Here is a 13301-nt window from a genome sequence, read left to right as displayed (position 1 = left end):
GATGGTTCCTCTCTCTTGTGCCTTATTGGGATAATGATTATTGATGTGGCACTCGGCGCGCTATGGCGATACCGTGAGACCGACATCCCGCGCCTGATTCGCCTGTTTGGCGCTGTGCGCCAATTGTAGGATAGTCATATTGCCGGTGTTGCCGCTGCCGTCATATTGGGATATCGGCGTTGGTTATGGCGGGTTATCGCAACATGTATCCGGTGCGTTTGCGGTTCGTGTGCGAACCGCGTCCTTACCTATTCGAATGTGAACTCGGCCGATTGCCGCTGATTTCGACGGTTGTTGCCATGTCGCCTCCTATTCGAGGGTGAACCCCTCGAATACGAAGCCTGGACTGACCACGCAAGAGACCAGTGCATCTCCTTCGCCGGGCAGTGTGCGCTGCCACACGCCGGCTGGGACCACAGCATGGCCGATGACCGGTTTGCTGGCGCTGTGCGCGGCCTCCTCGAAATCGACTGCGCGCAGGGGTTCCTGCGTGTTGTCCTGTGCGCTGCTCTGTGTATCGACACGGGCATCACCGTAGTAGGCATCACCGTAGTAGGCATCACCGTCGTGGAACTGGTCGTGCCGTGGCGTGATTCCCGACCCCAATATGATGCGGGTGCGCTCGCTATTCGCATCGGCGGGTGCTTCTCCACTGCCTCCAAGCTCCAGAGTCACCGGAGCTGGCCCGTGCCAGAGCCACAGCTCGTCGGCATCCACCTTGTGCCAGGCGCTGGCGTCGCCTTCGGGCAGCAGAAAATAGATAAGCGAGGCGAGTGGCCGTCCGCTGGCCCTGTCCTCACATGGGCTTTGCCAATCGCGCGTATACCAGCCACCTTCAGGATGTGCTTCGAGACCAAGCCGGTCGACTATCGACCGCGCCCATGCGCTCATGTTCTCTATCGCGACACTCATGGTTGTTCTCCTCCTTACTCGTCCGACCGTTGCGGATTCACTGGGGCTTTACTGCAGGAATGCGGTGCTGCAAGCCGGAAAACTGCGGTGCGAGAGCCCGGTCACCAAGCATGGTCGTTGTAGGTCTCATGGCCTGCGATCACGGTGGCGCGATTGGTTCCCGCGCCGTGCCGTACCAGTGTCTCCAGTGTCGCTTCGATTCCTGCCGGCGATGACGTGTCCACCGGAATGTCGAAGAACGCCAGGTCGGCGAGCGCTCCCGCGTTGATCTGGCCGATGCGGTTCATGCCCACGTGCATGCCCATGGATGCGGCGCCGCCCAACGTCATCATGCGAATCAGACGATGGGTCAGGTCGTCGTTCGTGTATCCCTGTTCTCGTGCCAGGTCATAGAGCATCGACACATCATCGAGCAGGTCGAGGCTCGGCGTGCTGGAGAGCGAATCGGTGCCCACCGCCACCAGATTGCCTTCCTCGAGATATTCGCGGATGGGTGCGTCCTTGCCGGTGTTGGTGATGCGGTTCGATCGGGGGCATAAGGCCACGCCGACGCCACGCTGTCTGAGGATGCGTCGATCTTCCTTGTCCGCCCACACGCCGTGGGCGATATGCACATCAGGTCCCAAGGATCCGAGCTGGTCGACGAATTGAATGGCTGAGGCTCCCTTGCCGACCTCTTTGAGCTGTTTGTAGCTCACCCAGTCATGATCGCGCCAATCGGCGGCCGAATACGTGGTGAGCACGGGCGGATAGGTGCCCGCTTCAAGCGGGGTTTCCGCAAGATGGATGTGCAGTCGCATATTGAGTCGGCGTGCAATATCCGGCAGATCCACGAACGGTTCGGATTCCAGCGTATACGGCGCATGCGGACTGATGCCCAGATTGGGGAGGCGCTCCTGGCTCATCTTGCGTAGCTGACGGCTCAGCTCGGTGCGTCCCTTCTCGAGCCATTCATCATTATGCCAGCCCATGACCTCCCAGTAGGCTATGCCGTGCATACCTTGGGAGGCCAGGGCACCTGCGGCATCCAGATCGGTGACGATATCGGCTGCCGCAGTCGTCCCCGATTCGACCATCTGACGCGCGCCGTCTTCGGCCCATTGCTTCCATGGCCGTGTGCGTTGCGCTTCGGCGTATACCGCGTTGAAGGCCAGCTCCCAGGCGCGGAACCGGTCATAGGTGCCACGTCCTACTTCTGCCATGCCGCTGTATTGCAGATGGGTGTGTGCGTTGATCAGCCCCGGTGTCAGCACGCCATCCCAATGACGCTCGACGATGGTGGCGTTCTGCGTGATCTCCTGCTTGAGCGCTTCCAGCACCCAATGACGCTTGCCGACATGCATGACGCGGTCGCCCTGCACCGCCACCGCGCCATCGATGATGACCGGGCCGGTCACCGGGATCACCAATCGTGCCGAATATAGCGTCACATGGTCCACCAGCTCCGGGTCGGTGTCTGACCAGACATGTACTGCAGAATGGTTCATCAGGCCTCCTTGGTCGCCGGGGTATCCGCTTCGGGTTGTGTGGCAGAGTGACGCGCGTTCTCTTCGAACCTCGTCAATCGCCAGTCATAGCCATTATCGGCCACCGCGTGGCTGGCCCGATAACCGCGCGCCTTCAATGCCGCGTCGGCTATGCGACGGTCGGTCGCGGCATCAAGCCGGATCAGATGGTGGGGGAGTTCCCCGCGGTGATCGAGCAGGTAGGCCACCGCGCTGGCCTGCACGGCGAAGCTCAGATCCATGATTTCAATCGGATTGCCGCCGCCGACCGTGTAGTTCACCCCGTCACCATCCGCGAGCAGCGTCACCGTAGGCCCATCCGGAACATGCAGCTCGACGCTGTCCCGGTTCACCTCCGGCATGAAATGGGGGATCTCATCCAGCGCGATTTCATTCGCGATACCACCGATGACGGCCACGACCGCGCCTTCATGCATCAGACGCAGATGGTCGAGCGTGATCGTATGACGCACCCCGGTGGCGGAGACCACGATGTTCGCTTCGGCGAGCGCATCGTCGATGTCTTGCGCTGCGAATCCATCGAATACCGCTTGCAGGGCTGCCACTGCATCGATGTCGCATACCGTCACTGTGGCGCCGAGCGCGCGGACCCGGCGGGCGAACCCACGGCCCACAGGCCCATAGCCGATCACGGTGACCCGTGCGTTCTCGAATGCATGATCGCCGAGAATCCGCTGCATCGTGGTCACGCAGGTCTCTCCAGTGCCGTGGGCGTTATCAAAGCCGGTCTTCAGTATGCTGTCATTCACTGCGACCACGGGGTATGTAAGCGCTCCGGCGGCCTCCATGCCGGCGAAGGCGCGCACGCCGCTGGTCGTCTCCTCGGCCACGCCGATGAGATTCGCTACAAGGTCCGGACGCTCCAGCGAGGCGAGACGGGCGAAACTCGCGCCATCGTCGATGATGATATCCGGTTCGATGATGTCGAGCAGTCGCAACGCGGCGTCGTGCGCCTGTTCCGGGGTCCAATCGCGACTGGACTCCACGATGACGCCCTCTCGTCTGAGCTGTTCGGCCACACGCGGGTCGGTCGAGTCCGGTCCGCAATAGACACCGACAATCGCGCCTGCGGCTTTCAGTTTGCGCAACAGGATCGCCGTCTTCGGCTCGAGGATAAGGCATACGGCGATGCGGACGCCGGTGAAATCGGTGCCTTCCCGCTGCAGTTCTGACAACACGTTGTGCAATACAGGCATATGCGCTTCGGCATAGGCCATTGCCTCCAGGCCGGTGGCGTCGCGCATGTCGGGAATCTCGTCGATTGGCGTGTCCGCGTCAAAGCGGAATGATGTGGCAGCCATACCTGTCCTGCCGCAGGTGGTCTCGACCGCCATGCCCCATTCCTGTGCCGCGCGCCGCGAGTCTGGGGTCATCCCGGAAGGGGCGGCAACGAGGCGTGCGCCTGCCAGTGAACGGTTCGTGCGCTGTGACATGGCTTCGGCCCAGGAGGCGAAGTCGTGAGGCGATGAATGGTCTGGCGTCATCCCTGTTGCCATGCCTGTCTGTGCTTCCGTGTCCATTGCTGACCCCTTGTCGCGGATTGTCCCTGTTGTAGATTGTCCATATGCCTGCGGTGTTTGGCACCTGTGCTGTTTGGCGTCCGTCCGTCGGATGGTGAGCACCATCCTAAAGCATGTCCTTCATTCGCCCGATGCCGCCATGCTCGGCTGGTGTGCCGTGACATCGTGCCGGCCTATCGATTGGTCACTTCATGAGCGCCTCCAATGCATCCTTGAGATGAATGACCTCGATGATGTCGAGCCCCGGCACGGTAAAGCGCTTGCGCATGGACGGCACCACGGCCGCGGTGAATCCCAGTCTTGCCGCTTCGCGCAGGCGATGCTCCAAACGTGGCACTGGACGAATCTGCCCGGTGAGGGATATCTCTCCGATGGCGCATGTCGTGCGCGATATCGGCCGGTTCTTCGCGGCGCTCGCCAATGCGCCCACAATGGAGAGGTCGCAGGAGGGCTCCTTGGCGTTCCCGCCCGCAATCGTGGAAACGTACAGGTCGTTGGCGAGCAGATTGATGCCGCCGTGACGGTACAGTACGGCCGTCAACATGGCGATGCGGCTTGGATCCACGCCGTTGACCGCGCGCCGTGGTGTCGGCAGCACCGATTTCGTGACCAGCGCCTGCACCTCGATGGGCAGGCTGCGGTGCCCGTCCAGAGTGAAGGTGATGCATGTGCCGTCCACCGAACCGGTGTCGGAGTCCCGGCCTGCGCCGGTGGACAGGAACAGTCCTGTAGGATCGGTGACTTCCTCGATGCCTTCGCCGCTCATATCGAAGCAACCGACCTCGTCGGTCGGTCCGAATCGGTTCTTGATCGCTCTGAGCATGCGCAGCGCCGTCTCGCTGTCTCCCTCGAACTGGCAGACCACATCCACCAGATGTTCCAGGGTTCTGGGGCCGGCGATCGAGCCGTCCTTGGTGACATGGCCAACGAGGAACACCGGGATGTCCAGTGTTTTGGCGGTGTCGATCAATGCGCTTGCCACTTCGCGGACCTGCGTGGAACCGCCTGAGATGCCATCGACCTCCTGGGAGACGATGGTCTGCGCGGAATCCACAATCGCCAGCGCAGGCCTATGCTGTTCGATCAGGCCGAGCACTGTGGACAGGTCGGTCGTCGAAGCCAGCAGCAGATTCTGTTCGACGGCGTTGATTCGTGTGGCTCGCAGTCGAACCTGCGCCTGCGATTCCTCGCCGGAAATATACAGCACGGTGCCTGATTGCGCCTGTCCGCCATTGCTTTCCCGGGAACGGGACGCATCGGGATGCGCAACGGCGCGAGCCACATTGCCTGCGGTCTGCAGCAGCAGTGTCGACTTGCCGATGCCAGGCTCGCCTGCGATAAGCGTCACCGATCCGGGCACCACGCCGCCGCCCAGCACGCGGTCGAATTCGCTGAATCCGGTCGAAAGCCGCAACACCGTCTCCGTGCCGATCTCGGTGATGGGCCTGGCGGCTGCACGGGCGGTGCTTGGAACCGCTACAGATGGCGTGCGTGATGTACGGCCCGGTGCCGCTGTTCGCGAACCGGAGGCCGCTTTCGCTTCATGGAACTCCTCCACGGTGCCCCACTGCCCGCATTCGGGGCATTTGCCGTACCATTTCGAACCGCTCCACCCGCATTCGGAACATACGTAATGCACAATTGACTTCGCCATGGTTCCACACTAACGCCGGATTTCGGTAGCGGTAAATTTTTTCCCTGTCTGATGGTACGGAAAAGCGTCACGCGGCTGTGAGAGAATTTGGCCATGACCAACTCCGAGACTGTTTCGACGACGCAATCCCACGGCAAATTGATCGCCGTGGTGATTGCCGCCGCTGTAGTGATTATTCTGGCAGTGCTTTCCGCGTTCGTATGGCCGGGCTGGGCCATCAAGAAAGATGATGCCAGCGCTCCTCAGACGACGCAGCAGCAGGCCGCTGCGGAGGAGCCCACCAAACCGACCATCGATTCCACGGCCCTGCCGGATGACGCCAGCGAGCTGTTGAAGGCGATGCCGGACAGCGTGCTGAATTTCGCCCGCACGAAGGCCGAGGCGACGACTTCTTGGAGCAGTGCTTCTCCGCTTGAGGAATACACGGTTACCTATTCCACCGGAGACAGCGCAAAGGACGTTACTCTGGTGGTCGCCCAATGGTCCACCGCGGATAACGCCAAGACGCAGTATGACGCTCTGGCGGCGGCGCAGACCGGTGAGGAGCTCGCTTCGGGCAATGTGAAGGTCTCCGGCGACACCACCGGTTCATACACCGTCAAGGCGAATCCTTCAGATGCCAAGAAGGCCGTCGCCACGTGGCAGAACGATACGGTGGTGTTCCAGGCGAGCGGTGACAAGCAGGCGCTGGAACGGTTCTATCAGAAGTTCCCGCTGTGACGCACCTCCTGTGAATGGACATGCGATTGCGTTGACAAGGCTGCCACGATGGCGGCCTTGTTCCGTATCTGTGGATGCTTGGCATGTCCTGTGAGTTTGCGTGAACGCGGAATGAACAGGTGATGAAGCGCCGTGCGGCACACGAGTTCCCTCTGTCTTGCAACACGTGTACTATAGTGCGAGTTGCAACTTTTACGATTAATCGAAATGGAGGCTTCAGATGGGTTCTGTCATCAAGAAGCGCCGCAAGCGGATGAGCAAGAAGAAGCACCGCAAACTGCTGCGTAAGACCCGCCACCAGCGTAAGTAGTCTTACCTGCAATCAAGGCATGAAAACCCCGCAATCGCAACGAATGCGGGGTTTTTCGTATTCCTTTGCGCTTCACGGTTTTCCCTGGCATATGGACGCCGATATGCAAAGCCGCTTTCGCGGGCGCGTCTGCGCTGCGAAAGCGGCTTGTCTTGGGATGGCGATGTGGGGTGGCGCCGAATCCGGTTGGTGCAATCGGCTGATGATTACACCAACCGATCACTTAGAGGCCGGAAAGGTCACTTGTTGGCGTTGGTCAGCACACGCGGGCCGTTCGGATCGCCCACGATGACCTTGTCCACCATGTTGAGGAACAGTCCGTGCTCCACCACGCCGACCGTGGTGATGAGGTCTTCGGCCAGCTCCTGCGGATGGTCGATGCGCTCGAGATGCAGGTCGACCACGAAGTTGTTCTCGTCGGTGCGCACCTCCTTGCCGTCGGCGTCAAGACGAAGCACCGGCTTGTAGCCCTTGGCCTCGAACTTCTTGATCACGTGGCCGGCGCCGAACGGAATCACCTCGACAGGCAGCGGGAACTTGCCGATGGTGTCCACCACCTTGGACTCGTCGACGATCCATACGATCTGGTTGGAGTTGGTGGCCACGATCTTCTCCCACAGCAGGGCGGCGCCGCCACCCTTGATGCCGTTGAAGTTCTTGTCCACTTCGTCGGCGCCGTCGATGGTGATGTCGATGTGATCGACGTCGTCGATGTCCACGATCTTGATGCCGTAGCTTTCGGCCTGGGCCTGGGTGCGGCGGGAGGTGGTCACGCCGGTGAACTCGAGGCCTTCCTCCTGATGGCGGCGGCCGAGTTCGTCGACCAGGAACTTCACGGTGGAGCCGGTGCCGAGACCGGCGATCATGCCGTCCTGGATGAGCTTGGCGGCCTCGATGCCAGCCGCCTTCTTCAGCGCGTCCTGCTGAGCCTTGTCCATGGGATTTCTCCTTTGTTTCCTTGGTTCAACCGTATAGGTATAACGGTGCACAGCTTGCTCTCTTATCCTAACGCGCATGAGCGAATTTGTGCCGTCGTGTCCGTTTCCATGCGTATTTGTGCGGATTGCGTGATGTGAGATAGCCCTTATCGTGCAATCCGTGATGCATATGCGCTATTGGCGGAAGAACGGCGCATTGGTGATGGTCAGCTTGCCGTCGCCGTCCACGTAGCCCTCGATGGCGATCGTGCCGGAGATCGGCATCGGTTGGCCGTTGAAATACGGGCTGGTCTTGGGGGCGGGGGAGAAGGTCAATGTTCCGGACACCGTCAGTCCGCTGGGAGTGGCGCTGCGCTGCCCTGACTGGACGGTGGATGGACGAGGCTGCGCTGGTTGCGCGGATGGTCGTGCATCTGTATCCGGTTGTGCCGCAGAGTCGAGCGAATGATCTTCGGCATGCTGGATATCGTGCGAATCGTCGGCATGCTCGCCGAAATCGAAATCGGGCACGCCTTCCGGCTCCGCCAGCATATCAGCAAGCGATTGTCCGGATGCCTTACCCATGCCGGCACGAGATTCGTGCGATTGCGGATGCGTTTCGGATGGTTCGGGCTTGCGCAACGCCGAGGCATCGGCCTTGCCGTCCAATACCAGCTGCACATCCGGTGGTACATCGGTGCCGTGCGCATATTCGGAATTCAGCAACGACTGCCACCCCTCGATCGGCAGATAGCCATCCCGTGCGCCGGAGCGGCAGTCGCCGGCATAGGTGCGGGCCAGCTCGTCCACCAATTCGTTGCCCGCGTTGCCGGCGTGGCCTTTGACCCACTTGAAGTTCACCAGCCCCGGACGCTTGGAGATCTCGGCGTCGATGGCCTTGATGAGCTCCACATTCTTCACTGGCTTCTTCTGCGAGTTCTTCCAGCCGTTGCGCTTCCACCCTTTGACCCAGGTGGTGGAGCAGTTGATGGCATATTGCGAATCGGACTCGATGAGCAGTGGTTCCTCGCCGGGGTGCGCGCGCAGCGCCTCCAGCACCGCGCACAGTTCGCCGATTTGATTGGTGCCGTTCGTGGCACCGCCCGCGTCATAGCCATGCTCATCGTGTTCATGGCCGGGTGCACCGCCCGCATTCTTGTCGTGATCGGCCCAGGCCCAGCCCATGGGGCCATTCGGATTGCCTAGTGCGGATCCGTCCGTCGATACTGTGATGGTCACGTTTCGCTCACTTTCCGGTCGGTGCGAACAGCCCCTCCGTGGGGCACGACTGCGCTCGCTCACCTTTCCTGTGGATTATCCGCTCGACTGTCCACATGACGGCGCTGCTTCGGATTATCCGGCGCATCGCCGTCCATCGGCGCGACAGTCGCTCTGCGCTCCCACCCTAACGTACGCCATGCGCAACGATTACTGTGCCGTTAGATGGTCGCTGAGTCATCGAAGTTATCCACATTTACTCTGTATAACGGAAGCTGGAACCACATACCCTGTTTTGGCTTCCCTTTTTTCGGCCGGTTCGTTACGGTGAGCCCATGAGTACCGCAATCAATGATGATGCCTATGCCGCACCTCACTATTCACTTGCTGCCGCGGAACCTCCACCGGAGGAGTCGGAAGTGACTTGCGCCCCTATGCGCGCCGCTGAGTCCGTGAGTGAGAACGGCCCAGTCCCTGCGATGGGCGAAAGCATCGCGCAGCGCAAACGCGATACTGCGCAACGCTGCACTGAAGTCGCCAAACGATTGGACCGTAGGCTGCTGTTCGGTATGACCACGTCCCTTGCGCTGCAATCCGTGCCGTTGCCGGCCGACTGCGATCTCAACCAGTTGGCATTGCATGCCGTGTGCAGCACACGGGACAAGCGCATTCGTGCTCGAAACGAAGAAGTACGCACCCATATATGGAGATACGTCACCAATGAGAACGTGGTACGGATCAATCGGCATGTCTTTGCATTGGACCTGTTCCATGTGTGGGCGCAGATGGCGGTGCATGTTCCGTTCGAATCGTTGGTTGTGCTTGGCGACGCCATCGTCACCGCCACGGCGAAGCAGTCGTCATTGGCCAACAATCGTGACATCTTGGCAGTGCATCGCGATTTCGCTGCGTGCATCAACGGACTTGTGGGATTCAAGGGCCGGTCTCGGTGTCTGCGCGCATTGGAGCTGGTCGTGCCCGGAGCGGATTCGCCGAAGGAAACCGAGGAACGAATCTCGCTGTTATCACATGGCATTCCTCAGCCTGCGGTGAACTATACGGTTCCCGATGCACTGTTCGACTCGGGTTTCCCAATGACGTTGGACATGGCCTGGCCGGAATACAAAGTCGCGGTCGAATATGATGGCGATCATCATCGTACAAGCAAGACGCAGTGGCGGCGTGATCGGGAGAAACGGGCCCGGCTGATCGGCCGGCGGTGGACCGTGTTCGTCGCCACCGCCGCGAGCCTTGCCGATGAGGATGCGCGTGCCGAGTTCGCCTTCAATGTGGCGCGCGAGCTTGCCCGTCGCGGCGCTGTATTCGAGTTTCGGGTGATCGCGATGACGATCGAGCAGCTGGCCGAGCGCCGATTGAAGGAGTCTCGCCGAAGAAGTTGAGGTCGACTCAGAGGAGTGGGGGTATTGGCGGCAAGGCGGGAAACCATGTCTGCTGACGACCTGAATTCAGTCAATGAGGTTCTCCGAAGGTGGGCGGAGATGCTTGGGATGGGGATGCGGCGCAATCTTTCCTGCATTCGCGGTGTATGGAAGCGATTCCGAGGGCAGTCAACTATTCATTGGCGCCCTGCACGTATGCCTGCCTTGTTGTGCCGTCCTGTTCTTGGGAATCTGCCTAAGAAAACGATGAATGTGCCTAGTGGTCCGTCTCGCAATTGTTTGAGTGGTGTTGGCCCCCTCTGACGAGGGGATGGCAGCGAAGCTGACTGGGGGAGAGACAGAAGCTGGTCCCCTCAATTATTAGTGAGACAGACCACTAGGTTTTGTCCCATACGGAATCACTTATAGTGTGGTGCAGCGCTGTACGATGTGGCCTGTGACTGCGGTGGGTGATGCTCGTGATGGGTGCGTGGCATATGACTGCGGTACGAAATCCTCAGAAAGCTCTTTTTAGCGTGTTGTGCACAAGAAGACGCGGTACGATGTGCGAAATCGCGTGTTTTTCGTGTATCGTACCGCAGGGTTGAGGGTGGTCGATTTTCGCTCATGCGCCAGAAACGGCTTGTTTCCGCGGTTTTTGAAACAGGCGTATTGTCTCGATACGGATTGAAAACGTTTGCTTCGGCTGTCGGGACACACTGCTGCGGTACAACAGCTCGAAAAACGTTGAATCGGCGCATCGTACCGCAAATGGCGTGTTGCGCGCGCGGCCGAGTGCGGAGAAAGGGGTGTGCGTCGCGTGCGTGGGGTGCTGTGCGTCGAGCGTTACGCGGTACGTATGGTGATGAGTTGTCGGCGGCTGTCGCCCGTCACGGTGAAATGGTCCGTGAAGGTGTTGGCGGGTTTCGGCGGAGGGACGACATCACCGATGCGTTGCGTGACGATCGGCTCAGTCAGGCCAAAACAAAAGGTTTGGCTCTGTTGAGCCAGAATCGACATGGGTTAATCAGCGAAAGTTCTGAATGGATTGATTTCCTGGGAAACCCCGCCCCACCAATTCGCCTCTTATGCCAAAGCTGGTTTAACAGAGCAAAGAGGTTTCCCGCGAGGAAGGCTTTGCTGGCACCCTCGCGAATCGCGCCGACGACGGCGCGCATGAACTCATCGACATAATGACGACTGTGATCCCTACATATGAGAAACCGCACCTCCAATCATTGAATCTGAATTACTTCAGTCCAACAATCGGGGTGCGGTTCAGGGTATCCGCAGGAAACCTTGCGGGACGAGGGGCGCGGACCGTGCATGACGCGCCATACGCGCTAGGCGCGCGTTACCATCACTCGCTCAGGGCCTTGTCGACCACGAGCTTGGCCTCGTCGAGCACCTTGTCCAGAGCCTCGGGGCTCTCGAAAGACTCGGCGTACACCTTGTAGATGTTCTCGGTGCCGGAAGGACGGGCGGCGAACCAGTTGTCCTTGGTGGTGACCTTCAGGCCGCCGATCTTGGCGTGGTTGCCCGGAGCCTCGGTCAGCTTGGCGGTGATGTCCTCGCCGGCGAGCTGGGTGGCGGTCACGTCGTCGCCGGTGAGCTTGGCGAACTTCTGCTTCTGCTCAAGGGTGGTCGGGGTGTCCACACGCTTGTACCAGGACTCGCCGAAGCGTGCCACCTGGTCCTTGTGCAGCTCGGCCGGGTTCTTGCCGGTCTTGGCGGTGATTTCCGCGGCCAGCAGGTCGGGGATCAGACCATCCTTGTCGGTGGTCCACACGCGGCCGTCCTTGCGCAGGAAGCTCATGCCGGAGCTTTCCTCGCCGCCGAACGCCACCTCGCCGGTGAACAGCGGGTCGACGAACCACTTGAAGCCGACCGGAACCTCGACCAGCTTGGCGTTGATGGAAGCGGCCACGCGGTCGATCAGGGAGGAGGAGACCAGCGTCTTGCCGATGCCGGCACCCTTCGGCCAATCCGGACGGTTGCCGCCGAACAGGTACTCAACGACCACGGCGATGTAATGGTTCGGGTTCATCACGCCCCAGTTCGGGCAGACGATGCCGTGACGGTCGGCGTCCGGGTCGGTGCCGCCGACCAGATCGTACTTGTCCCAAGCGCCGGCGTTGAGCTGGTCGACCAGGCCCTTCATCGCGTACGGGGAGGAGGGGTCCATGCGGATCTTGCCGTCGTGGTCGATGGTCATGAAGCGCCAGGTCGGGTCGACCTCAGGACGCACCACGCCGATGTTCAGGCCGTACTTCTCGTTGATGAGCGGCCAGTAGTTCACGGAGGCACCGCCCAGCGGGTCGATGCCCAGACGCACGCCGGAGTTGCGGATCACGTCGAAGTCGATGACGTTCGCCAGATCGTCGACGTAGTGCTCGCGGAAGTCGAAGCCCTCGACGTACTCGGACTTGATGGCCTCCTCGTAGGGCACGCGCTTGACCGACTTGTAATCGCCGAGCAGCTCGTTGGCGCGGGCGGCGATGGCGTTGGTGGTTTCGGCCGGGGCCGGGCCGCCGGTGACGGGGTCGTACTTGAAGCCACCGTCAGTGGGCGGGTTGTGGGACGGGGTGACGACGATGCCGTCGGCCAGGCCTTCGCCCTCGAAGCGCTGGGTGCCGTCAGCCGCGCGGTTGTGGGTCAGGATGGCCTGGGAGACCACAGGCGTGGGCACGAAGTCGTCGCGGGAGTCGATGCGCACGTGCACGCCGTTGGCGACCAGTACCTCGATGGCGGTCTTCTTCGCCGGGCCGGAGAGCGCATGAGTGTCGGAGCCGAGGTACAGCGGGCCGGTCACGCCGGCCTTCTTGCGGTATTCGGCGATGGCCTGGGAGATGGCGATGATGTGGGCCTCGTTGAACGAGGTCTTCAGGGACGATCCACGGTGGCCGGAGGTGCCGAAGATGACACGCTGCTCGGGAACGGAGGGATCGGGGACGAGGTCATAGTACTTGCCGATGACCTCATCGACGTCAATCAGATCTGCTGGGGTGGCGGGAAGACCCGCATTTGTTGCTACCATGCCTCTTATTCTGCCACGTTTTCCGCATTTTTGCGTGGATTAATGTTAAGAGTTGTCAACTTTTGTGAGAAAAAGGAAGAATCTTGCCTGCTGTTTGGCCAAAATTGG

10 protein-coding genes are annotated in these 13301 nt (G+C 60.7%); 3 read left to right on the top strand and 7 right to left on the bottom strand.

Translation table 11 applies throughout. The features are described from left to right. Positions 1-309: 309 nt before the first annotated feature. The 4 genes from BW09_RS01010 to radA form a co-directional block, all read right to left on the bottom strand. On the bottom strand, positions 310-912 hold the full coding sequence (locus BW09_RS01010) for a cupin domain-containing protein (RefSeq protein WP_044089072.1): 603 nt from the start codon (positions 910-912) through the stop codon (positions 310-312). Between the two features lie 101 nt (positions 913-1013). Beyond that, positions 1014-2399, bottom strand: coding sequence for an amidohydrolase family protein (locus BW09_RS01005; protein ID WP_044089071.1), 1386 nt, complete (start codon positions 2397-2399; stop codon positions 1014-1016). Further along, a complete protein-coding gene (locus BW09_RS01000) occupies positions 2399-3934 on the bottom strand; it encodes an adenosylhomocysteinase (RefSeq protein ID WP_044089157.1) in 1536 nt (511 codons plus the stop codon). Before BW09_RS01000 ends, BW09_RS01005 begins: the two co-directional genes overlap by 1 nt. Before the next feature lie 208 nt (positions 3935-4142). Continuing rightward, on the bottom strand, positions 4143-5612 hold the full coding sequence (radA, locus tag BW09_RS00995; RefSeq protein WP_044089070.1) for a DNA repair protein RadA: 1470 nt from the start codon (positions 5610-5612) through the stop codon (positions 4143-4145). 93 nt (positions 5613-5705) lie between these two features. Between radA and BW09_RS00990 the strand changes: the two genes are divergently transcribed. Then, positions 5706-6332 (top strand): hypothetical protein, encoded by a 627-nt coding sequence (locus tag BW09_RS00990; protein WP_181161722.1) that lies wholly within the window; start codon positions 5706-5708, stop codon positions 6330-6332. Positions 6333-6552: 220 nt separating this feature from the next. Continuing rightward, the gene (locus BW09_RS00985) at positions 6553-6642 is read left to right on the top strand and encodes a 30S ribosomal protein bS22 (RefSeq protein ID WP_004268639.1); all 90 of its coding nucleotides are present in this window, start codon (positions 6553-6555) and stop codon (positions 6640-6642) included. A 239-nt stretch (positions 6643-6881) separates the two neighbouring features. Here the strand turns inward: BW09_RS00985 and rpiA are convergent, their stop codons facing one another. Together rpiA and BW09_RS00975 are read right to left on the bottom strand one after the other, a co-directional pair. Further along, the gene (gene rpiA, locus BW09_RS00980) at positions 6882-7580 is read right to left on the bottom strand and encodes a ribose-5-phosphate isomerase RpiA (protein ID WP_044089068.1); all 699 of its coding nucleotides are present in this window, start codon (positions 7578-7580) and stop codon (positions 6882-6884) included. A gap of 174 nt (positions 7581-7754) precedes the next feature. Continuing rightward, positions 7755-8744 (bottom strand): RNase H family protein, encoded by a 990-nt coding sequence (locus tag BW09_RS00975; RefSeq protein WP_375137535.1) that lies wholly within the window; start codon positions 8742-8744, stop codon positions 7755-7757. 467 nt (positions 8745-9211) lie between these two features. Here BW09_RS00975 and BW09_RS00970 point away from each other — a divergent pair, with 467 nt between their 5' ends. Further along, positions 9212-10177, top strand: coding sequence for a hypothetical protein (locus BW09_RS00970; RefSeq protein WP_258185263.1), 966 nt, complete (start codon positions 9212-9214; stop codon positions 10175-10177). A gap of 1339 nt (positions 10178-11516) precedes the next feature. On the opposite strand, the gene pgm is transcribed toward BW09_RS00970, so the two are convergent. Continuing rightward, positions 11517-13193 (bottom strand): phosphoglucomutase (alpha-D-glucose-1,6-bisphosphate-dependent), encoded by a 1677-nt coding sequence (gene pgm, locus BW09_RS00965; RefSeq protein WP_044088932.1) that lies wholly within the window; start codon positions 13191-13193, stop codon positions 11517-11519. Between the last annotated feature and the right edge of the window lie 108 nt (positions 13194-13301).

Source organism: Bifidobacterium sp. UTCIF-1, from assembly GCF_006408915.1.
GTDB lineage: Bacteria > Actinomycetota > Actinomycetes > Actinomycetales > Bifidobacteriaceae > Bifidobacterium > Bifidobacterium reuteri.
This window is presented reverse-complemented; position numbering and strand designations above follow the sequence as displayed.

Bases quoted from the DNA above. Each gene is read 5' to 3' on its own strand.
- BW09_RS01010 (WP_044089072.1), bottom strand. From the start codon at position 912: ATGAGTGTCGCGATAGAGAACATGAGCGCATGGGCGCGGTCGATAGTC.
- BW09_RS01005 (WP_044089071.1), bottom strand. From the start codon at position 2,399: ATGAACCATTCTGCAGTACATGTCTGGTCAGACACCGACCCGGAGCTG.
- BW09_RS01000 (WP_044089157.1), bottom strand. From the start codon at position 3,934: ATGGCAACAGGGATGACGCCAGACCATTCATCGCCTCACGACTTCGCC.
- radA (WP_044089070.1), bottom strand. From the start codon at position 5,612: ATGGCGAAGTCAATTGTGCATTACGTATGTTCCGAATGCGGGTGGAGC.
- BW09_RS00990 (WP_181161722.1), top strand. From the start codon at position 5,706: ATGACCAACTCCGAGACTGTTTCGACGACGCAATCCCACGGCAAATTG.
- BW09_RS00985 (WP_004268639.1), top strand. From the start codon at position 6,553: ATGGGTTCTGTCATCAAGAAGCGCCGCAAGCGGATGAGCAAGAAGAAG.
- rpiA (WP_044089068.1), bottom strand. From the start codon at position 7,580: ATGGACAAGGCTCAGCAGGACGCGCTGAAGAAGGCGGCTGGCATCGAG.
- BW09_RS00975 (WP_375137535.1), bottom strand. From the start codon at position 8,744: ATGGGCTGGGCCTGGGCCGATCACGACAAGAATGCGGGCGGTGCACCC.
- BW09_RS00970 (WP_258185263.1), top strand. From the start codon at position 9,212: ATGCGCGCCGCTGAGTCCGTGAGTGAGAACGGCCCAGTCCCTGCGATG.
- pgm (WP_044088932.1), bottom strand. From the start codon at position 13,193: ATGGTAGCAACAAATGCGGGTCTTCCCGCCACCCCAGCAGATCTGATT.